The 21948-nt window shown below is 50.5% G+C and carries 19 protein-coding genes; 10 read left to right on the top strand and 9 right to left on the bottom strand.

Annotated elements, in window-relative coordinates; genetic code table 11:
• The 4 genes from ribD to B067_RS0108125 form a co-directional block, all read right to left on the bottom strand.
• Entirely contained in the window at nucleotides 1-1146 is a 1146-nt protein-coding gene (ribD, locus tag B067_RS0108140; protein WP_019529586.1) for a bifunctional diaminohydroxyphosphoribosylaminopyrimidine deaminase/5-amino-6-(5-phosphoribosylamino)uracil reductase RibD, read from the bottom strand.
• 8 nt (nucleotides 1147-1154) lie between these two features.
• The gene (nrdR, locus tag B067_RS0108135; RefSeq protein WP_019529585.1) at nucleotides 1155-1625 is read right to left on the bottom strand and encodes a transcriptional regulator NrdR; all 471 of its coding nucleotides are present in this window, start codon (nucleotides 1623-1625) and stop codon (nucleotides 1155-1157) included.
• Nucleotides 1626-1747: 122 nt separating this feature from the next.
• Nucleotides 1748-3010, bottom strand: a complete 1263-nt coding sequence (glyA, locus tag B067_RS0108130) for a serine hydroxymethyltransferase (protein WP_019529584.1) — start codon at nucleotides 3008-3010, stop codon at nucleotides 1748-1750.
• A 167-nt stretch (nucleotides 3011-3177) separates the two neighbouring features.
• The gene (locus tag B067_RS0108125) at nucleotides 3178-4935 is read right to left on the bottom strand and encodes a DUF342 domain-containing protein (protein ID WP_019529583.1); all 1758 of its coding nucleotides are present in this window, start codon (nucleotides 4933-4935) and stop codon (nucleotides 3178-3180) included.
• Nucleotides 4936-5151: 216 nt separating this feature from the next.
• Here B067_RS0108125 and ettA point away from each other — a divergent pair, with 216 nt between their 5' ends.
• Both ettA and B067_RS0108115 read left to right on the top strand, forming a co-directional pair.
• The gene (gene ettA, locus B067_RS0108120; protein WP_026244520.1) at nucleotides 5152-6813 is read left to right on the top strand and encodes an energy-dependent translational throttle protein EttA; all 1662 of its coding nucleotides are present in this window, start codon (nucleotides 5152-5154) and stop codon (nucleotides 6811-6813) included.
• A 78-nt stretch (nucleotides 6814-6891) separates the two neighbouring features.
• On the top strand, nucleotides 6892-7251 hold the full coding sequence (locus B067_RS0108115; RefSeq protein ID WP_019529581.1) for a PilZ domain-containing protein: 360 nt from the start codon (nucleotides 6892-6894) through the stop codon (nucleotides 7249-7251).
• Between the two features lie 99 nt (nucleotides 7252-7350).
• Here B067_RS0108115 and B067_RS0108110 read toward each other — a convergent pair whose 3' ends face one another.
• Nucleotides 7351-8595 carry a malic enzyme-like NAD(P)-binding protein gene (locus tag B067_RS0108110; protein WP_026244519.1) on the bottom strand — a complete coding sequence of 415 codons (1245 nt, stop codon included), beginning with the start codon at nucleotides 8593-8595 and terminating at the stop codon, nucleotides 7351-7353.
• 375 nt (nucleotides 8596-8970) lie between these two features.
• Entirely contained in the window at nucleotides 8971-9192 is a 222-nt protein-coding gene (rpmE, locus tag B067_RS0108100) for a 50S ribosomal protein L31 (protein WP_019529578.1), read from the bottom strand.
• Nucleotides 9193-9448: 256 nt separating this feature from the next.
• On the opposite strand from rpmE, the gene B067_RS0108095 reads away from it, so the two are divergent.
• A complete protein-coding gene (locus B067_RS0108095) occupies nucleotides 9449-11656 on the top strand; it encodes a primosomal protein N' (RefSeq protein WP_019529577.1) in 2208 nt (735 codons plus the stop codon).
• Nucleotides 11657-11734: 78 nt separating this feature from the next.
• Here the strand turns inward: B067_RS0108095 and B067_RS19965 are convergent, their stop codons facing one another.
• A complete protein-coding gene (locus tag B067_RS19965) occupies nucleotides 11735-12358 on the bottom strand; it encodes a DUF5610 domain-containing protein (protein WP_019529576.1) in 624 nt (207 codons plus the stop codon).
• Nucleotides 12359-12594: 236 nt separating this feature from the next.
• On the opposite strand from B067_RS19965, the gene argS reads away from it, so the two are divergent.
• The 7 genes from argS to B067_RS0108055 all read left to right on the top strand — a co-directional run bounded on the left by argS (nucleotide 12595) and on the right by B067_RS0108055 (nucleotide 19139).
• Nucleotides 12595-14277, top strand: coding sequence for an arginine--tRNA ligase (gene argS / locus B067_RS0108085; protein WP_019529575.1), 1683 nt, complete (start codon nucleotides 12595-12597; stop codon nucleotides 14275-14277).
• A 29-nt stretch (nucleotides 14278-14306) separates the two neighbouring features.
• Entirely contained in the window at nucleotides 14307-14882 is a 576-nt protein-coding gene (locus tag B067_RS0108080) for an SPOR domain-containing protein (RefSeq protein ID WP_019529574.1), read from the top strand.
• 158 nt (nucleotides 14883-15040) lie between these two features.
• A complete protein-coding gene (gene hslV, locus B067_RS0108075; protein ID WP_026244518.1) occupies nucleotides 15041-15586 on the top strand; it encodes an ATP-dependent protease subunit HslV in 546 nt (181 codons plus the stop codon).
• A gap of 39 nt (nucleotides 15587-15625) precedes the next feature.
• Nucleotides 15626-16948 (top strand): ATP-dependent protease ATPase subunit HslU, encoded by a 1323-nt coding sequence (gene hslU / locus B067_RS0108070; protein ID WP_019529572.1) that lies wholly within the window; start codon nucleotides 15626-15628, stop codon nucleotides 16946-16948.
• A gap of 127 nt (nucleotides 16949-17075) precedes the next feature.
• Nucleotides 17076-17777 (top strand): GGDEF domain-containing protein, encoded by a 702-nt coding sequence (locus B067_RS19960; RefSeq protein WP_019529571.1) that lies wholly within the window; start codon nucleotides 17076-17078, stop codon nucleotides 17775-17777.
• A gap of 36 nt (nucleotides 17778-17813) precedes the next feature.
• Nucleotides 17814-18197, top strand: coding sequence for a gamma-butyrobetaine hydroxylase family protein (locus B067_RS0108060; RefSeq protein ID WP_019529570.1), 384 nt, complete (start codon nucleotides 17814-17816; stop codon nucleotides 18195-18197).
• Nucleotides 18198-18221: 24 nt separating this feature from the next.
• On the top strand, nucleotides 18222-19139 hold the full coding sequence (locus tag B067_RS0108055; RefSeq protein WP_019529569.1) for a bile acid:sodium symporter family protein: 918 nt from the start codon (nucleotides 18222-18224) through the stop codon (nucleotides 19137-19139).
• A gap of 31 nt (nucleotides 19140-19170) precedes the next feature.
• Here the strand turns inward: B067_RS0108055 and B067_RS0108050 are convergent, their stop codons facing one another.
• Complete coding sequence (locus B067_RS0108050) at nucleotides 19171-20280, bottom strand: enoyl-CoA hydratase/isomerase family protein (protein ID WP_019529568.1); 1110 nt, start codon at nucleotides 20278-20280, stop codon at nucleotides 19171-19173.
• 64 nt (nucleotides 20281-20344) lie between these two features.
• Nucleotides 20345-21736: a replicative DNA helicase gene (gene dnaB, locus B067_RS0108045; RefSeq protein ID WP_156820795.1), complete on the bottom strand. Its 1392-nt coding sequence runs from the start codon at nucleotides 21734-21736 to the stop codon at nucleotides 20345-20347.
• Nucleotides 21737-21948 lie beyond the last annotated feature (212 nt).

The following is a 21948-nucleotide window of genomic DNA, read 5'->3' as shown; positions in this document are numbered from 1 at the left end:
CTAACCTTTTCTATTAGTCTCAACGATAGGCCGGGCATCTATACGCCAGTCGTCACCTACCGGGCTAATCTGCTGTATCTGTAAACGCTGCTGCTGCGACATACTGCTAAGCGGTAAGTTAAACAACGGCCGCGCCTCGCTACCTAATAACGTGGGGGCCATATACACCGTGATTTCATCCAACAGGCCTTGCTGTAAAAACGCACCAGCCAAGGTGGCACCGGCTTCTAGTAATACCTCATTACAGGCTCTGCGACCCAGCTCGGCCATGACCGCCGCCAAGTCTACCTGACCTTGTTCGCCGGCTAATTGCAGCACCTCGGCGCCCGCAGCCTCTAACGCTTGCCGCTGCGGTGGCTTAGCCTGAGCACAAATAACTACTATAGGGCCGGGCTGGCTAAATAGCTTAGCGCTAGCCGATAGCCGCAAAGTGGAGTCCAAAATCACTCGCAAGGGTTGTTGGGCGACGATGGCGGCCACTAGTGATTGATCAGCCATGCCCAATTGCTCGGCGCGTACATTTAATGAAGCCTCATCCATTAGCACGGTATCGACACTCGAAATAATCGCCGAGCTTTGTGCCCGCAGGCGCTGCACATCTGAGCGCGCGGCAGGGCCGGTAATCCACTGGCTTTCACCGCTGGCCATAGCGGTGCGACCATCGACACTCATCGCCAACTTAGCCCGTAACCATGGCAAGCCTTGGCGCATGCGCTTAATAAAACCTTTATTTAATTGCTCGGCCTGCTCGGCTAGCACCCCCACGTCTACCGCTATACCTGCAGCACGCAAGCGTTGGATGCCGGCACCCGCTACCAGTGGGTTGGGGTCTTGCATGGCGACCACCACCTTGCCGACTTGAGCGCGTATTAACGCATCACAACAAGGAGGGGTTTTACCGGTATGACTGCAGGGTTCTAAGGTGACATAGGCGGTAGCACCCACCACGTCAATACCGCGCTGCTGGGCATCGCGCAGGGCATGCACTTCGGCGTGAGCTTCGCCACTGCGTAGGTGGAAGCCCTCACCAATAATGTCATCTTGCTGCACCAACACACAGCCCACCCGCGGATTGGGGGAGGCAGTATATAAACCACCTTCGGCCAAGGTCAGGGCACGCTGCATAAAATAGCTATGGTCGGTCACAGAATTACCTAGGGCTCGCTTTCTACACGCTCATTGGTTAAGCGATCAATTTCCTGACGGAATTCTTCCAGGTCTTTAAAGTCGCGGTATACCGAAGCGAAACGCACAAAGGCCACTTGATCCAACCTTTGCAGATGCTCCATCACCAATTCACCTACAACCATAGAGCGCACTTCGCGCTCGCCGGTAGCTTGCAGGGCTTTTTTGATATGATTAATAGCGGCTTCTATATCTTCCACACTCACTGGCCGCTTTTCTAAGGCGCGCAAAATACCGCTGCGCATTTTCTCCTCATCAAAGGGCTCACGATTACCGTTACCTTTAATAATACGCGGCATTAACAGCTCGGCGGTTTCGTAGGTGGTGTAGCGCTCAGAACAGGCAATACATTCACGGCGGCGGCGCACTTGGCCACCTTCAGCGACTAAACGAGAGTCGATAACTTTGGTGTCATCGTGGGAACAGAACGGACAACGCATGAAGTTGCCTTAAAAAAGTTAATGGTGGCAAGAGCTTAGCATAAGCAGCCAACTATAGGCTGAAAACCTATTGAAACAAACAACAAGGCCGGGGAGCTAACCCCGATCCTGTTGTTTAATGCTTATTTGTAAACCGGGAAACGGCCACAAATTTCTAGCACTTTCGCTTTCACTTCAGGGATAACCGTTGCGCTGTTACCGTTTTCTAATGAATCCAATACATCACAGATCCAGTTAGTCAGCTGCTCGGTTTCTGCTTCGGCAAAACCACGGGTAGTAATTGCGGGGGTACCTACGCGTAAACCAGAAGTAATAAACGGTGAGCGTGGGTCGTTAGGCACAGCGTTTTTGTTAACGGTTATAAAGGCTTCGCCTAAAGCCGCATCGGCGTCTTTACCGGTATAGTCCTTACCGATTAAATCAACCAGCATTAGGTGATTTTCAGTACCGCCAGACACGATTTTAATGCCGCGCTGCATAAACGTAGCCGCCATCACTTTCGCATTTTTGACGACTTGCTGTTGGTAAACTTTAAAATCTTCGCCCTGGGCTTCTAAAAAGCTAACCGCTTTCGCTGCAATCACGTGCATTAACGGGCCGCCTTGGCCGCCGGGGAATACCGCAGAGTTAAACTTCTTCTCTAGCTCAGCGTTAGCCTTAGCTAAAATCACACCGCCGCGTGGGCCGCGTAAGGTTTTGTGGGTAGTTGAGGTTACTACGTCTGCGAAAGGTACAGGGTTGGGGTATAAGCCCGCAGCCACTAAACCGGCAACGTGCGCCATATCAACAAATAAGTAGGCACCGACTTTATCAGCGATTTCACGAAATTTAGCCCAGTCGACTATGCCTGAATAAGCAGAGAAACCTGCGATAATCATTTTAGGTTTGTGCTCTAAAGCTAGTGCTTCAACCTGTGCGTAGTCTATTAAACCTGTTTCAGGGTCTAGGCCGTATTGAATAGCGTTATACACACGGCCAGAGAAGTTAGGCTTGGCACCATGGGTTAAGTGACCGCCAGCATCTAAGCTCATACCTAACACGGTATCACCAGGATTAACTAACGCTAGAAATACCGCAGAGTTGGCTTGTGAGCCTGAGTGCGGCTGCACGTTGGCATAATCAGCGCCGAATAAAGCTTTAACGCGATCTATGGCTAAGGTCTCAGCCTTATCAACAAACTCACAGCCACCGTAATAGCGTTTACCGGGGTAACCTTCAGCATATTTGTTAGTCATAGATGAGCCCTGAGCTTCCATGACGCGTGGGCTGGTGTAGTTTTCAGACGCAATAAGTTCTATGTGCTGTTCTTGACGACGATTCTCTTCTTGAATCGCGGTAAAAAGCTCATCATCAAAACCACTAATTTGCATATCTTTCGAGAACATCGGTATCCCCTAATTATCGTAACCAAATTGCATTGAGTGCAGCCAGGCTAGCTGCCAGAAAGCGAAGGATTGTACCTTATCAAAGCGCTTTAGGCATGTGTTTTGGCGTAGTAAGTGGGGAAACAAAGCATTTCTTTAAGGCGGCGGTAGTTTGATGGCTGATGCTATTAAGCCTGCAAAGCCGAAAGCTGCACCTCACCCGCTACATTCATCAAGCACAGCGCCTTGCTTTCCATTTTTTGCTGGTAGCCTAGGCCGTCTAGGGTCAGTGACACATTGGGGTAGAGCATTTTTTTCACGGTTACCAACGCCGGCTGGCGATTCGTGATTTTTTGCTCCAGCTGCACTATTGCCGCCGCCAATTTCTCTGATTGCGCGATTAGAGAAGCTAATGTTTTAGTGATTTTTACCGATTTTTCGGCCAGTTCGCTAGTCAAGGGCTTAACTGCCTCATAGCGTCGAATTTTGCCCAAGACGACCGCCAACTTATCAGTATCGGCTCTACGCTTTTGCGCCAATTCGCGCAGTTCTTTTAACTTAACGCCATCCGTGTTGAGCTCACCCACTTCCACCGCCGTTTTTATATAGGCGTCATTACCCAGATTATTCACTGCTATCGATTTTAACGCGTAGCTATAGCCACCAAAGATAGCACCGCGGCCACCCTTTTGCCCCAGCAAGACACTGCCCAAAGCACTCACCCGACTGTGCATCAAATACTCTCTAACCTCTATATTTTGACCTGTTTTTAGCTCGGCCATATTGACAAATCGGGCCGCTATATCCCCTGCCGCCTCAAGATAGGCGCCCATTTGCAGAGCTTCAAAACCTTCCTCTTCAGGGACTTGCTCACCCTCTGCCGACATAGATACAGGAATAGCCATAGGGCGTTTTTTAAGCTTGGCAGCTCTATCCTCACCAATAACACCATTGGCTACTGAGATATTGCCGCCGGCGATGATTTTAGCCTTATCCACCGTATCTTTTACCACTACGTCACCGGTGGCCCGTATTTCATAGCCGCTGGCGACACTACCTTTAACCAGCACCGAGCCATCAAAATCTATATTGCCGCTAGCCAGGTTAACATTGGGCAGTACCAGAGTGGGATCCACACTCACCCCATCTTGCAAAATAACCGGGTGACCTTTCACCGTAGCTATTAGTAAATTGTCATCATCATCGCTAATGGCCGCACCGGTCAAGGCCGCAGAAAAACTGAAGGGCTTACCCGCCTGTGGCGCTATAGGCATGCCCAGTACATCCTCGCCGGGCGTACCTAGCGTATGCGGCGCAACACGCGCCAGCTCTACACCCTGCTCTACCACCACAAACTCTTGCAACTTATGAAAATCGATATTGCCCTGCGCATCCTCATCAAGCGTAGCCACACTCTCCTCTATCAATATATTGAGGTAACCATCCTGCCCGGCGATGGGCTCTATAGCCCTGGCAACAATATGATTGCTACCCTGACCCGCCACCGCCTGTTCCAGCAGACTGCTGTCTATACAGTTAGCAGCAATACGGTTATTCTTCAGCAACTCTCGCAGCATCTTTACACTGAGTGGTTGGCCACCATAGGCCGGCTCTATATCAACATGAACCACCCGTTTATTATTGGCGATGTGCACCTCGGCCCTAGCATCACGACGCTCACCTATCACCACCAACCCCGACTCACCCGACGCTGCTTTTACCACTACATCCTGCAGGGCATCATCATCTATCCACAGCTCGGCAAAGTTCTGATCCTGCAGCTGACCGCGCAGGGACATAAGACTTACAGGCATAGGAATTTCACTGCAATCAGGTGTTAGCTCGGCCAGCAACTGGCCGTCATCAGCTAAGCGTAAGCTCACCGCACTAACTTGCGCCACGGGTGATTGCGCGGCAGCAGCTGATGAATTTTGTTGATCTGACACCGCGTAAACCCCCTGCTAAAAAAATAGATAGCCTCAATATAGCGTAGTTATTGCACTATGGCAGCCCTGTTAGTTTCTAAGCCCTTAATAACTATAAGGAATGTATTGTTTTATTGGCACAGCTTGGCAATGGGGTCGACAAGGCAGGATACATCCGGTAACTTTCTTGGCTATTGCAAGCACCCTTTTAGTACCTTAGCTAGGATTCAAAACAACATGGCTCAATATGTTTACACCATGAACCGCGTCGGCAAAGTCGTGCCACCCAAACGTGAAATTCTTAAAGACATCTCGCTATCCTTTTTCCCCGGCGCCAAGATTGGCGTACTGGGCTTAAACGGCTCCGGCAAATCCACCCTGCTGCGAATTATGGCGGGGGTAGATACCGAATATAACGGCGAAGCCCGTCCGCAAGCCGGCATTAACGTAGGCTACCTGCCGCAAGAGCCCGAACTAGACCCCAGTAAAGATGTGCGCGGCAATGTAGAAGATGGCATGAGCGATGTAGTGGATGCGCAAAAAGAATTAGACGCCGTCTACGCCGCCTATGCCGAGCCCGATGCCGACTTTGACGCCTTGGCCAAGCGCCAACAAGAGCTGGAAAATATTATCCAAGCCTCTGACTCCCACAACATGGAGCACAAGCTAGAAGTGGCCGCCGATGCCTTGCGCCTGCCGCCTTGGGATGCCGACGTTACTACCTTATCAGGGGGTGAGCGCCGCCGCGTAGCGCTGTGCCGCCTGCTTATGTCCAACCCCGACATGCTGTTACTGGACGAGCCCACCAACCACTTGGATGCCGAATCGGTACACTGGCTGGAACACTTCCTCACCGAATACCCTGGCACCGTAGTCGCCATTACCCACGATAGATACTTTTTAGATAATGCCGCCAACTGGATTTTGGAATTAGACCGCGGCCGCGGTATTCCTTATGAAGGTAACTACTCCAACTGGCTGGAGGCGAAAGAAGCACGCTTAGGTCAGGAATCCAAACATGAAGCCTCGCACTCAAAAGCGGTAAAAGCCGAACTGGAATGGGTGCGCCAAAACCCTAAGGGCAGACAAGCCAAGAGCAAGGCCCGCCTAGCGCGCTTTGAAGAGCTGCAATCGCAGGACTTTCAATCGCGCTCAGAAACCAACGAAATTTATATCCCACCCGGCCAACGTCTGGGCGACAAGGTGATAGAAGTTACAGGCATCAGCAAGGCCTTTGGCGATAATGCACTCTACGACAACGTCAGTTTCTCAGTGCCTAAGGGCGCCATAGTCGGCGTGATAGGGGGCAACGGTGCTGGTAAATCCACCCTGTTTAAAATTATTGCCGGCATGGAGCAGCCCGATAGCGGCGAAGTGGTGCTAGGCGACACTGTGGATTTAGTCTATGTAGAGCAATTGCGCGACGGCTTAAACGACAACCAAACCGTTTGGGAAGCCGTATCCGACGGCAATGAACAATTAAAAATTGGCGGCTATGAGACATCTTCCCGCGCCTATATAGGCCGCTTTAACTTTAAAGGCTCCGATCAGCAAAAACGGGTAGGCGAGTTATCGGGCGGTGAACGCGGCCGCCTGCAATTGGCCTGCACATTAAAACAGGGCGGCAATGTTTTATTATTGGATGAACCTTCCAATGATTTGGATATAGAAACCCTGCGCGCCCTAGAAGAAGCACTGCTCACCTTCCCCGGTTGCGCTATGATCATCTCCCATGACCGCTGGTTTTTAGACCGCATAGCCACTCATATTTTGGCCTATGAGGATGATGGTGAAGTGGTATTTTTTGAGGGTAACTATACTGACTACCATGGCGACTTGGTGGCCCGTAAAGGCGAAAACACCTTACCGCAGCGCAGCCGTTATAAAAAGTTACGCTAAGCAACACGCTGCTGCGGCTTAACAGCCCAGCAGCTAATGCTATAGTGACTACCAGCGCCACTAATTGAGAGCTTTTTTATGAGCAGCAACGAACGCAGAAGCTTTAGCCGCATCACCTTTCAGGCCGAAACCAGCATCCAGCAGGGCGCGGATATTTGGGCAGTAGAGCTGGTAGACGTTTCCCTCAAAGGCTTATTAATTATTAAGCCCGATGACTGGAGCGGAGACCCCGCACAAAACTTTGCTATCAGCATACATCTGGGCGACAACACCGACATTACCATGACCGCCCTAGAGCGTCATGACGAAGACGGCCACCTTGGGTTTGAATGCCTGCACATAGACATAGACAGCATACGCCACTTGCGCCGCCTAGTAGAACTCAACCTAGGCGACAGCAGCTTGCTAGAACGCGAACTCGCCGCACTAGGGCACTAAACCCTCATCACCTATCCCCTAATTAACAGCCACAAAAAAGCCAAGCTAACGCCTGGCTTTTTTCTTCTCTCTTACATCTTGCAGCTTATAGCTTATAGCTTACAAAGGATAATGCGCAGGATACGGCAACTGCGCTACCCCGGTATCTATTGCCGCTTGTGCCACTGCCGCCGAAATAGAACTTAACAAACGACTATCTACAGGTTTAGGCAAAATATAATCCGGCCCAAAGGTGAGAGACGTTTCACCGCAGGCATCTAACACCTCTTGGGTTACCGGCAATTTAGCAATGGCACGCAACGCTTCTACTGCCGCCACTTTCATCGCTTCATTAATACGGCGAGCGCGCACATCTAAAGCACCACGGAAGATAAAAGGAAAGCCTAAAACATTGTTAACCTGATTGGGGAAATCCGAGCGGCCAGTAGCCATAATGACATCAGGACGAACCTTTTTAGCCAACACCGGATTAATTTCTGGATCGGGGTTAGAGCAGGCAAAAACAATAGGGTTAGGGGCCATTTTTATCAACAATTCAGGCTCTAATAGATTGGCTCCCGATAAACCCATAAACACATCGGCGCCCTCTAAAGCTTCGGCCAAGGTACGGGCATCGGTTAAGTGCGAGAACTCTTCTTTAAACTCATTCAAACCATCCCGCCCCGCGTAAATAACGCCACCGCGGTCAACCATAGTGAGATTTTGTTGCTGAGCGCCCAAGCTTTTTAATAAACGCATACAGGCTATCGCCGCTGATCCCGCACCCAAGCAAACGATTTTTGCATTCTCAAGATTTTTGCCGCAAATTTCCAACGCGTTTAACATACCTGCTGCGGTCACGATGGCGGTGCCGTGCTGATCGTCGTGAAACACAGGGATTTTGCACTGCTCGATAAGTACGTTTTCAATTTGAAAACACTCAGGCGCTTTTATATCTTCTAAGTTAATACCGCCAAAGGTATCGGCTATGCGTACCACAGTATCGATAAACTGCTGCGGGTCTTCGGTATCGACTTCTATATCCACCGAGTCTATGCCAGCAAAACGTTTAAACAGTAAAGCTTTACCTTCCATTACCGGCTTACTCGCCAAAGGCCCTAAGTTACCTAAACCCAAAATAGCGGTACCATTAGTAATAACCGCAACCAAATTACCTTTAGCGGTATATTTGTACGCATTTTCGGGGTCAGCAGCAATAGCACGTACAGGCTCGGCAACGCCGGGGCTATAAGCCAAGGAGAGGTCAGTTAGCGTTTCAGCAGCGGTGGTTAACTCAACACTAATTTTGCCTGGCTTAGGAAATTGATGATAGTCCAAGGCGGCCTGTTTAAATTCTTCTGACATAACGGTTCCCTTTATCGTTTTTATACCCCTTTGCAAAATACCCGCAAAGAGAATCTTTATAATAAGCATTAGCCTATAGACCTATAGATAGGTCTATAGGCTAATGCTTGAAATCAATGAGTGCGGCTATCCCCTCTCACCAGAAGGATAGGCAGTAACACCCAAGCAACAGCCTTTTCAATCGTCCTCCGCCAAGGCCAGCAATTAGCTAGCCCCAGCCTTAATCAGCACGCCAGCGCAGACACGAATGCCTTAATAACCGTAATTCATTTGCCTGACGAGCTAAATGAAAGTAAAGACTCACATAAAGTGAGAGCAAAAAAAAACGCCCAACCTGATGAGCTGAGCGTTTTTTGATCATCTAGCATGTGCGGGTTAAGCTTCTGCTTTAGTACCACGACCACCAAAACGCTTACGGAAACGATCAACACGGCCGCCACTATCCAGCATTTTTTGCTTACCGGTGTAGAACGGGTGGCAGGCAGAACATACGTCCAAGTGCATATCTTCACATAAGGTAGAACGCGTTTTAACAACGTTGCCACAGCTACAGGTAGCTGTCATTACTTCGTATTTAGGATGGATATCAGGTTGCATGGTTTGTTTCCTTAAAATATGTGCCGCCACTTGATCTCTTGCCAAGCACCGCACTAACTCATCCCAAAGTACTATCTATTCTATAAATAGCGCTTTGAGCTGCTTGAAAATAGGCGGTGCATGATACCAAAATAAAGCCAATTAGCAAGACTAGCATTAGCCTAAAAGCAGTGTTACCGCCTTTATACACTCTTTGTTAGACTAGGCCAGCGTTAAAACCGATAAAAAACCGACCACCTCCAGCCTAAGCCATGTAATGACCTATTTACGCCTTGCCCTACCCACCCCTCTGCGCCGCAGCTTTGATTACCTGCCGCCCGCCGATTTAAGCCCCGAGCAAGTACAAAACCTACAGCCAGGACTGCGCATTAAAGTGCCCTTTGGCCCGCGTCAGCTAATAGGCATCTTATTAGAACTTAGCGATACCAGCGCGGTAGACCACGGTAAACTCAAGCCCGCCATCGCCGTGCTAGACCAACACAGCCTAATCAGCCCCCATATTTTAAAGCTATGCGACTGGGCTAGCAGCTACTACCAATACTCCATAGGCGAAGTGCTGAGCAATGCGCTGCCTACCCTTATGCGTAAACAGGCGGAGCTGCCCAGCTACAGCGAAACCCGCTGGCGGCTAAGCACCGAAGGTAAAGGCTTGCCAGCAGGCGCACTGAAACGCGCCCCCAAACAAGCGCTGGCCCTGCAACTATTACAACAACACAGCGACATTAGCATGGCCGAGCTCACCAGCGCCGAGCTGGGCCGCAGCCATATCAAAGCCTTGGTCGATAAGGGCTTGGCACAGACCTTTCAAAGCCACAGCCCAGTGAGCAGCGTTACCGATTTAAAAGAAGCCGCGCTTACCCTCAACCCACAACAGCAACAAGCGGTAGCCAGTATTGATCACCAACATTTCCAATGCAGCCTGCTAGACGGCATTACCGGCAGTGGCAAAACCGAGGTGTATTTACAATTAATCGGCCAGTGCCTAAACGCCGGTAAACAAGCGCTAGTATTGATACCGGAGATAGGACTCACCCCACAAACCCTAGCCAGATTTCAGCGCCGCTTTCACTGCCGCATCGCCACCCTACACTCGGGGCTTACCGACCGCGAACGCGCCGTCGCCTGGCAGCAGGCCCGCCAACAACAAGCCGCCATTGTAATAGGCACCCGCTCGGCCATTTTTACTGACATGCCTGCACTGGGCATTATTATTATTGATGAAGAGCACGACGGCTCGTTTAAACAACAGGAAGGCTTTCGCTACTCTGCCCGCGACATAGGCATTAAGCGCGCCTTCGAACTCAACATACCCATAGTGCTAGGCTCCGCCACCCCCAGCCTAGAGACGCTGTACAACGCCCAAAGCGGCCGCTACCAACACTTACAGCTCAACCAGCGAGCCACCGGCGCAGCACTGCCGCCCCTACAATTAATTGATACTCGCAACAGCCCGCTGCAAAACGGCTTTAGCCCGCAAGTGTTAAGCGCCATACACGGCGAGATCAGTAGCGGCAACCAGGTGCTAGTGTTTATCAACCGCCGCGGCTTTGCCCCCACGCTGATGTGCAATAGCTGCGGCCATATCGCCCAATGCCCACACTGTGACGCTAGGCTCACCGTACACTACCGCCAGCGTAGCCTGCGCTGCCATCACTGTGACAGCCAATGGCCGCTGCCCAGTCACTGCCCCGACTGCCATAGCCACGAGTTAGACTTTCGCGGCATAGGCACCGAACGCAGTGAGCAAGTATTACAGCAATTATTCCCCCATACCGATGTGATGCGCATAGACCGCGACACCACCAGCCGTAAAAACGCCATGCAAGACATGGTCGATGAGGTACACAAAGGCCAACCCTGCATCTTAGTCGGCACCCAAATGCTGGCCAAAGGCCACCACTTCCCCGATGTTACCTTGGTGGTGATACTGGATGCCGACGGCGGTTTATTTAGCGCCGACTTTCGCGGCCCCGAAAAAACGGGTCAACTGCTAATACAAGTGGCAGGGCGCGCAGGCCGTGAAACAAAACCCGGGCAAGTCATGGTGCAAACCCTACAACCCGAGCACCCTTTTCTACTCAGTTTGGTTAACAACAACTACCAACTATTTGCCCAACAATTACTGCGCGAACGCGCGGTGCTAGGCCTCCCCCCCTTTGGCCACCTAGCCATCATCCGCGCCGACCACAGCAGCCTAGCCGAAGCCGAACAACTGCTACAGGCCCTGCGCCAACACAGCGAACTACACCAACACCCTCAACAACCACAAGCCCAATGCCTGGGGCCATTACCCGCCCCCATGACAAAAAAAGCCGGACGCTTTCGCGCCCAGCTTATTCTACAAGCGGAAACCCGCTCCCTATTACATCAACGGCTACAACATATCGTCGCCATAGCCGAGAAACATCCCTTAGCTAAAAAAGTACGTTGGTCGGTGGATGTGGATCCGGCGGATATGTATTAGAAGGCCTTCGGCCAGCTTCAAGCCGCAAGCCGCAAGTGGCAAGTGGCAAGTCATTTCTTGCCGCTTATAGCTTGAAGCTTACAACTGACTTTGCTGCCCAGCAGCAAAGTCTTTCAAACCCTGCTGCACCAACTCATAGGTCTTATCAATATTGCTAGCGATGTCGCCCTCTAGCACGCCTAAGCCTCCCAGTATATCTCTGGCTTCTTTAAAGCCTTGGTCTATGCCGCCGCCTATCACTTCTAAAAACTTATCTACCTGTTCTTGCAGACTTAGGTCCTGATTGCGCTCTTGCGATTGAAAGGCAGAGAAGAAGGCGGTGCTTTGGCTTACTATGCGCTCGGCGGTGGCTTCGGGCGATACATCTAAGCCAGACTCGTAGGCCTCTTCTATGGCGTTAGTGCCTAGGATTGGGTCTACATATTCTTTTAAAGCTTCCAGCACTGTCTTAAACAACAGCGCCATGGGCTGATCTTTGGCGCCTACACTCACGCTCAGTTGTGATTCAATAATGGCTTGGTTGAGGCTGGCTTTGGGGTCATCCAGCTCACCCGAGTCTATTTTTTTCGCCAAACCCGGCGGCATGCCATGGGGGTGCGGCTTGCTGCGGGCTTCGCTAGCACGCTCGCTGGCCTGCTCGGGCAGAGCGGGCTTTTGCAAGCCCCGCGAGGAATAACTATCGGTAACATTGGGTGGGGCCATGACAAACTCCTTGTTAAAATAACACTGAATCAATTAGCTAATTGAGGCACAAGCTAGCCCCTCGAAGCAGTATAGCGGCCGATAGGGCAAAATCTTCTAGACCGATTACGCATAAACCCTCATCAATTAAGGCCAAAGATAGCAGCACCTACCCCTGAGTGGGTAGCACCCGGCCTCATAAACAGGGATAATACGCGGCTATTTTATTAACACCGATACTGTGAAGCGATTACCCTATGAAAGACCATGTAGCCGAGCTAATTACCGCTGCCCTCAACACGCTAGTTGCCAATGGCAACCTACCTGAAACTATTCAGCCCCGCGTGACGGTCGATCGCACTCGCGACAAAAGCCATGGTGACTTCGCCAGTAATATCGCCATGACCCTAGCCAAAGCCGCCGGTAAAGCGCCCCGCGATGTGGCCCAGTTAATTATCGATGCCCTACCACCCTCAGCCCAACTCAATAAAGCTGAGATTGCTGGCCCCGGCTTTATCAACTTCTTTATGGACGATGCCGCCACCTCCGCCATTATCAACAGCGTGTTAACAGCTGGTGATAGCTTTGGTCGCAACAGCAGCGGCGCCGGCAAAAAAGTACAGGTGGAGTATGTCTCCGCCAACCCCACCGGCCCGTTGCATGTAGGCCACGGCCGTGGTGCCGCCGTAGGCGACAGCATCTGCCGCTTATTAGCTGCCAACGGCTGGGATGTAACCAGCGAGTTTTACTACAACGATGCCGGCGCACAAATCAACAACTTAGGCCTATCTACCCAAGCACGCTGTAAAGGCCTAGGCCCAGACGATGCAAGTTGGCCCGCCGAAGGCTATCGCGGTAGCTATATTACCGAGCTAGCCGAAAGCTATATGAAGGGCGACACCATACACGCCGAAGATAAGCATGTAACCGGCAAGGCCGATGTAGACGACTTAGACGCTATACGCGACTTCGCCGTCGCCTACTTACGTCGCGAGCAAGATCACGACCTGAAAGCCTTTGGTGTCGATTTTGATGTGTACTTTTTAGAGTCGTCACTCTACAGCGAAGGCGATGTCGAAAAGACAGTACAACAGCTGATCGCCAGCGGCCACACCTACGAAAAAGACGGCGCCCTGTGGTTAAAAACTACCGATTTTGGTGACGATAAAGATCGCGTCATGCGCAAATCCGAAGGCGGCTACACCTACTTCGTACCCGACGTCGCCTACCATATGAATAAATGGCAGCGCGGCTTTGAGCGCGTAGTTAACGAACAAGGTGCCGACCATCACAGCACTATTACCCGCGTGCGCGCAGGCCTACAAGCGCTAAACCAAGGCATACCTAAAGCCTGGCCAGAATACGTGCTACACCAAATGGTGATGGTGATGCGCGGCGGCGAAGAGGTTAAAATTTCTAAGCGCGCCGGTAGCTACGTCACCCTACAAGACCTAGTCGAAGAAGTGGGCCGCGATGCCACCCGTTACTTTTTAGTAGCGCGGGCCACCACCTCGCAGCTCACCTTTGATATAGACCTGGCCATTTCACAAAGTAATGACAACCCGGTGTATTACATACAATACGCCCACGCCCGCGTCTGCAGCATGCTGCGCAAACTAGACGATCACGGCTGGACTTGGTCAGCACAGCAGCAAGCTAATTTCGAGCTACTCAGCGCAGATGCCGAAAAAGGCTTAATGAACAAACTAGCCGCCTATCCCGATCTCATTACTCGTGCTGGCAGCAATACCGAACCCCATATAGTCGCCAACTACCTGCAAGAACTAGCCGGTGAATTCCACAGCTATTACAACAGCCATAAAATGTTGATAGAGGATGAAAACTTACGCAACGCGCGTCTCAGCTTAAGTGCAGCAGTAAGACAGGTGCTAAAAAATGGCTTAGACTTGCTAGGTGTTTCCGCACCTGAATCTATGTAACGCACAATCAATAGTAGTAATAAGAAAATATGACTCACGACTTTGCCAAAAAAGCTAAAGGCAACAGCAAAAAACGCAACACCAGCCGCAGCAGCGCCCCTAAAAGCCAGGTGCCTGGCTGGGTGTGGCTATTCACAGGTATAGTCACCGGTTTATTTATTGCCTTCTTGGCGCACTTAGCCGATATCACCCCGGCCACTACAGAGAGCAGCAACAGCAATACCAAAAAAGTTAGCAAAAAAGCCAAAACTGACGACAGCAAAAAACAAACCACCACCAGCTTTGAGTTTTACACCTTGCTACCTGAGCGCGAAGTCATCGTGCCCATAGAAGAAAGCAACAGCGACAGACCCCAACAGCAAATCATTTACATACTGCAGGCGGGCTCCTTCAAAAACGCCGCCGATGCCGACCGCCTACGCGCTAAACTGATATTGTTAGGCCTAGACACCAAAGTTGAAGCTGTCACAGGCAAGGGCAACGATACCTGGCACCGAGTGCAGGTAGGGCCGTTTATCTCGCGCTCTAAACTGTCTAAAGCACGCAATCTGCTCATCAACAATAATGTGGAAACCTTATTACTAAAGCGTAAAGTGGAAAGCTAGGTTGCCTGCATTAACTCTAGTGAGATGCCTTAACATTAAGGCATCTCACCCCCTCCCTTTCAATAACACCCTTGAATAAACCCAAGTACACCCCCATATAACAATATCTGAATAAATTCACATCCACCAAACCACGCCCCCACTAAGGAGAACCCCCCTTGGAGCAATATAGAGGCACCACTATTCTTTCAGTACGTCGCAATGGCCATGTGGCTATAGGCGGCGACGGCCAAGTATCTATGGGTAACACCGTGATGAAGAGCAATGCCCGCAAGGTGCGCCGGCTGTATAACGACCAAGTGATTGCCGGTTTTGCCGGAGGCACTGCCGATGCCTTTACCCTGTTTGAGCTATTTGAAGCGCAATTGGAAAAACAACAAGGCAACCTAGTACGCGCCGCAGTAGAGCTGGCCAAAGCCTGGCGCACCGAGCGCTCACTACGCCAGCTAGAGGCCCTGTTGGCGGTAGCTGACAAAAACACCTCACTCATCATTACCGGTAATGGTGACGTGATAGAGCCCGAAAACAATCTTATCGCCATAGGCTCGGGTGGCCCTTTTGCTCAGTCCGCTGCCAAAGCTTTGCTGGATAACACCGAGCTAAGTGCGAGAGACATAGTCGAGAAAGGCTTGGCCATAGCCGGCGACATCTGCGTCTACACCAACCACAACCGCACCATAGAAGAATTAGAGAGCGACAGCTAAACCAACACTGCGCCTTGCTGCCCATCAATAGGTAATACCATGTCACAAATGACCCCCAGAGAAATTGTTCACGAGCTAGACAAACACATCATCGGCCAAGATAACGCCAAACGCGCTGTTGCCATCGCCTTGCGCAACCGCTGGCGTCGCATGCAGCTTAACGAAGAGCTGCGTGCCGAAATCACCCCGAAAAACATTCTCATGATAGGCCCCACCGGCGTAGGCAAAACCGAAATTGCTCGTCGCTTGGCTAAATTAGCTAACGCGCCTTTTATTAAAGTGGAAGCCACCAAGTTTACCGAAGTAGGCTATGTAGGCCGCGATGTAGAATCCATAGTGCGTGACCTAATGGATGTCGCCATCAAAATGTTCCGCGAACAGGAAATGGCAAAAGTAAAACATCGCGCCCAAGACGCCGCTGAGGAAAGAGTGTTAGACGCACTATTACCGCCAGCCCGTGGCGAAGAAGCCAGCGCCGACAAAGAAACCAGCACCCGCCAGCTATTCCGTAAAAAACTACGTGAAGGCGAGCTGGATGATAAAGAAATAGAAATAGAAATCAGTGCCGCGCAAATGGGTGTAGAAATCATGGCCCCGCCAGGCATGGAGGATATGACCAATCAACTGCAAAGTATGTTCTCCAATATGGGTAAGGACAAAAAGAAAAGCGCCAAGCTCAACGTCAAAGAGGCCATGAAAAAACTGCAAGACGAAGAAGCCGCCAAACTGGTTAATGAAGACGATATTAAAACCAAAGCCATACACGCTGCCGAACAGAACGGCATAGTCTTTATAGACGAGCTGGATAAAGTGGCCAAGCGCAGTGAAGGTGCCGGTGCAGATGTTTCGCGGGAAGGTGTACAGCGCGACTTGCTACCCTTAATCGAAGGCAGCACGGTAAGCACCAAGTACGGCATGATTAAAACCGACCATATTTTATTTATCGCCTCGGGTGCCTTCCATCTGGCCAAGCCCTCGGACTTAATCCCCGAGCTACAAGGCCGCCTGCCGATCAGAGTAGAGTTAGAAGCACTCAGCCCCGATGACTTTAGACGCATCTTAACCGAGCCCGACGCCTCACTTACCGAGCAATATCAAGCCTTAATTGCCACCGAAGGCCTAAACATTAGCTTCACCGAGGACGGTATTTTAAAAATCGCGGAAACCGCATGGGAAGTTAACGAGCGCACCGAAAACATAGGTGCGCGCCGATTACATACCATTATGGAGCGCCTACTAGACGAAGCCTCGTTTACCGCCTCAGATCACAGCGGCGATAAACTGCTGATAGACGCTAACTATGTCGATGAAAAATTAGGTGAGTTAGTTAACGACGATGATTTAAGCCGCTTTATTCTCTAAGTTAACCCATAGCAACTTAGTAAAAACCGCAGTGATCATCACTGCGGTTTTGTTTTTCTAGGCTTATTCGCTGGCTAAGTGCATAGAAATTGTACAAGGCGATAGTTTATCTTTATTATCCGCCCCCATGAATAAAATAACACTAAGAGCAATTCAAGGCGGGATTCTTGCAGCCGGCGCACCTGTAGGCTGGCTAATTATACGCTGCCTCTCCGGCGCAGATTTACTCACCGAGCTACAACAACACAGTGGTTTATACGCCTATATGCTGTTTGGCACCCAGGCCGTGTTTATTTCTTTTAGCCTTTACGTAGGTAAACAAGAACAGCTCATTTCCAACCTAGCGATAAGAGACAGCCTCACCGGCATTTTTAACTTGCGCTTTATGGTTGAGCGTATGAATGAGGAAATAGCCAATGCCCAACGCTACCAGACACCGCTATCTGTTATTTACCTAGACCTAGATCATTTTAAAAAAGTAAACGATCAATACGGCCATCCCGGTGGCGATGAAGTACTGCGTAAAGTTACCCAAGCCATCAGCCTCAAAACGCGAGCCCAAGATGTGTTTGCCCGAGTGGGTGGCGAAGAATTTGCCATATTGCTGCCCCAGTGTAGCTATACCGACGCCAAAGACTATGCCGAACGCATACGCCTAACCATAGAGCAGCTTTCCATAGAAATTCCACCCCACCGCAGTTTTGGCGTGACCATTTCTTTAGGTGTTGCTACCCTGCAAGAACAAGAATCGGTTAACGCGTTTTACCAACGCGCCGATCAAAACCTCTATCTTGCCAAGCAACAAGGCCGCAACAAAGCCGTCGCTTAGGCAGAGGTTGTTAACTAACACTGGCAGACATTAATCATGAACACACCCACCCTCACTAATATTCAACTACACACGCAAAGCAAAACCCTAGAGCTACAGTTTGGCGAACAGCGCTATAGCTTAAGCGCTGAATATTTACGAGTGTATTCGCCCTCTGCGGAGGTACGCGGCCACAGCCCCAGCCAAGCGGTATTGCAAACGGGGAAGATTAACGTTGCCATAGACGATATAAAAACCGTGGGTAATTATGCCGTGCAACTGTATTTTAGTGATGGCCACAACAGCGGTATTTACACCTTCAGTTATTTACACGAATTGGCGACCAAACAACAAGCCTATTGGCAGGATTACTTACAGCGCCTAGAGCAAGCCAAGGCCAACCGCGACCCTGACTTGCAAGTGGTTCGCATAGGTCTGTAACTCAGCAATCACTAAGGCACAGCAATGCTACTGAAATACTTTCCGCTGTGGGCGCCCTTGGCGGCGCTGGCGGGGTTTTTAGCCCCCGAGACTTTAGCTGGCCTTAAAGCGACCATTATCCCTTTATTAACCTTAGTGATGCTATGCATGGGCATGACCTTACGGCCTGCCGATTTTATTGCCATCAAACAATATCGCTATGCCTTAATCGCCGGCCTGCTATTACAGTTTTCGGTGATGCCGCTGCTAGCGCTGGCCTGCGCCAAAATCTTTCTATTAGATCAAGACTTAAGCTTAGGCCTGCTATTAGTAGGCAGTGTTGCCGGTGGTACCGCTTCTAATGTGATGACCTATTTAGCTAAAGGCCATGTCGCCCTGTCGGTTTCCATGACCGCATTTTCTACATTACTTAGCGTGGTACTAACACCGCTTCTATTAACCTTACTCACCGGCAGCCACATCGATATACCCGCGCTAGACATACTACTAAGCTTAGTAAAAATCATCTTAATGCCAATCGCCCTAGGTGTAGCCCTAAATTACTTTTTTCACAGCGCGATTAAAACGATAGAGCCCGCATTAGCACCTATCGCCGTGCTCACCATATTATTGATTATCAGCATTGTGGTAGCCCTCAACCAGCCGCACTTATACACACTAAGCCTAGGCATAGTGTTTGCCACCTTACTGCATAATGTTGTCGGCTTGACGCTGGGTTATATAGGCGCTTATAGCCTGGGCTTTAACAGCAAAATATGCCGCACCATAGCCATAGAAGTAGGTATGCAAAACTCAGGATTGGCCACGGCATTGGCGCTAAAATTTTTCAGCCAAGCCGCGGCGCTGCCGGGTGCTCTATTTAGTATTTGGATTAATATGACAGGCGCTATTTTTGCCGCTCTATGCATACAGTACGACAAGCGACAATCACGCCCCTCCTAACGACTGCAGACTAGGAACTAGCGACTAAAAATCATAAATCCGCCAAAGGATTAACCGGCCAAGGCGGCACAAAAAAACGGTCGACTACCGCATCGCCTACCTCTGCCAACGTGGCATATTGCCACTGCGGGGTTTTATCTTTATCCACCAATAAAGCCCTCACCCCTTCGGCAAATTCAGGGTGGCGCAGTATATTGCTAACCAGTACCAGCTCGGCATTAAACACCGCTTTTAAATCCAACTGCGCACTGCGTTGTAGCTGTTTAAAAATCCATTTAATCGCCAAAGGCGAGCCGCCGCGTAAACCTTGCTGGGCACGCTGCAACCAGAGATCGTCACTGACTATGTTAGCGATGCGCTCAACAATAAGTTGCACATCATCACCGCCACAGAGTTCGTCAATAATACGTTGATGTGGCTGTAAATTGGCTTCGGGTTTGTCTATAGCTAAGGCTGCAAAGCGCTGTAACTGCTCACTAATCAAAGCGCTATCGGCCTGGTTATCACCGCTATACGCCAGTGCCTGCAAAGCTGCTAACACTTGCGCTTGTTGGCTGTGGTTGAGAAAGACATCAGCCAAACCGGCATAGAGAGCATCGCTAGCATTAATAGAAGCCGCCGTTAAGGCTAAGAAACGGCCACACTCACCGGGCATACGATGTAAAAAATAACTGCCGCCCACATCGGGGAATAAGGCTATGGTGACCTCAGGCATGGCGATGCGGGTTTTTTCCGTCACTACCCTATGGCTGCAACCGGCCAACAAACCTAGGCCACCACCCATCACTATGCCATGGCCCCAAACCACTATGGGTTTAGCGTAATTATGCAGCAGGTAATCTAGTCGGTACTCTTGTGCAAAAAAAGTTTCTGCTTCGACACAGGGGCCGCCAGGATTTTTCAGTGCTAATAGCCGCATGGCATGCACATCACCGCCGGCACAAAAAGCTCGGCCGCCCTGACCCTGTAAAAACACCAGTTTAACGCGCGCGTCGTTTTGCCATTGCTGCAATTGCGCGAGCAGCAACTCAACCATTTCAAAACTTAAGGCGTTTAAGGTTTTTTCGTTATTGAGGGTCGCGATGGCAATGACGCCACCTTGTGGGCAGGCTAATTTAGAAAATAAAACGGGGGCACTCACTGGGGCTTACCTCACTATGCGCTCTCTTTATGCATGCTTTATCCGCTATGCACTCAGGACAAAATTAGTAGGCGTCTTCATCGTCGTAATGGCTGAGGTTTTCAAAGCGCGTGTATTGGCCGATAAAGGCCAGCTTGCAATAACCAATGGGGCCGTTACGTTGCTTACCAATAATGATTTCACCTATCCCTTTATCGGTACTGTCTTCGTTATATACCTCGTCGCGGTAGATAAACATAATGACGTCAGCATCTTGCTCTATCGCACCGGATTCACGCAAGTCAGAGTTAATGGGGCGCTTATTGGGGCGCTGCTCCAGCGAGCGGTTAAGCTGCGACAGCGCCACTACCGGGCACTGAAACTCTTTGGCTATGCTTTTTAACGAGCGTGAAATTTCAGAGATCTCGGCGGTACGACCCTCACTGGCACCCGCTACCCGCATCAATTGCAGGTAATCGATCATAATCATCCCTAGGTCGCCGTGCTCGCGTACCAAACGTCGGGCGCGAGCTCTGACTTCAGTAGGGGTAAGTGCTGCGGTGTCATCAATAAATAAGGGCTTGTCTTTTAACTTGGTAATGGCCGATGCCAGTTTCGGCCATTCTTCTTCGCTGAGCTGGCCAGTACGCACATGGGTTTGGTTAATACGGCCTATAGAGGAAATCATCCGCATCACGATAGCGTCGGCGGGCATTTCCATACTGAATACCAATACCGGTTTTTCGCTGCCAAACAGGGCGTTTTCTACCAGGTTCATGGCGAAGGTGGTTTTACCCATAGAGGGCCTAGCGGCAACAATAATTAAATCTGAGTTCTGCAGGCCCGAGGTCATCTCATCCAGCTTGGCAAAGCCGGTGGTCACCCCGGTAATGCCACCTTCGGAGGTGCTCATTTCGTCTATGCGCTCTAAGGTGAGCTGCAATAGTGGGTTAACCCCTTGCGGGCCACCCTCTTTGGGGCGCTCCTCGCCTATACGCATAATATTACGTTCGGCTTCGTCTAGCAGATCGTCGCTGCTACGCCCTTCGGGGTTGTAGCTATTTTCAACAATCTCATTGGCCACACCTATCAGTGAGCGCAAGCTGGCGCGCTCGCGTACTACCGTGGCATAGGCGCGTATATTGGCGGCACTGGGGGTGTTTCTAGTCAACTCGGCTAGGTAGGACAAACCGCCCACTTGCTCTAGCTCACCAGTGTTGTTAAGCGCTTCTGACAGGGTGATGACATCGATGGGGTTTTCAGCTTCCACCAACACAATCATTTGCTTAAAGATTTGCTTATGGGCACCACGATAAAAGTCATCGGGCTTAAGCTGATCGGCGACATTATCCCAAGCATCATTGGCTATCATTAAGCCACCCAGCACCGACTGCTCGGCCTCTATAGAGTGCGGCGGCACTTTCAGCGCAGCCAAATCCATCTCCCCCCCCAAGCCTGGCGGCGGGGAGGACATCATATAGTCAGCGGGTTCGTGCTCGGGATCAAAATCCACAGTATCTATAACCTAACAGCGTTTATTGTTATCAAAAATGACGAAGAGCATTGTGGGGTATTTGCGCTTTTAGCTCAAGTCGTCGATAGTCGATAGTCGATAGTCGATAGTCGATAGTCGATAGTCGATAGTCGATAGTCGATAGTCGATAGTCGATAGTCGATAGTCGATAGTCG

The sequence above is a fragment of the Dasania marina DSM 21967 genome, assembly GCF_000373485.1.
Taxonomy (GTDB): Bacteria; Pseudomonadota; Gammaproteobacteria; order Pseudomonadales; family Dasaniaceae; genus Dasania; species Dasania marina.
This window is presented reverse-complemented; position numbering and strand designations above follow the sequence as displayed.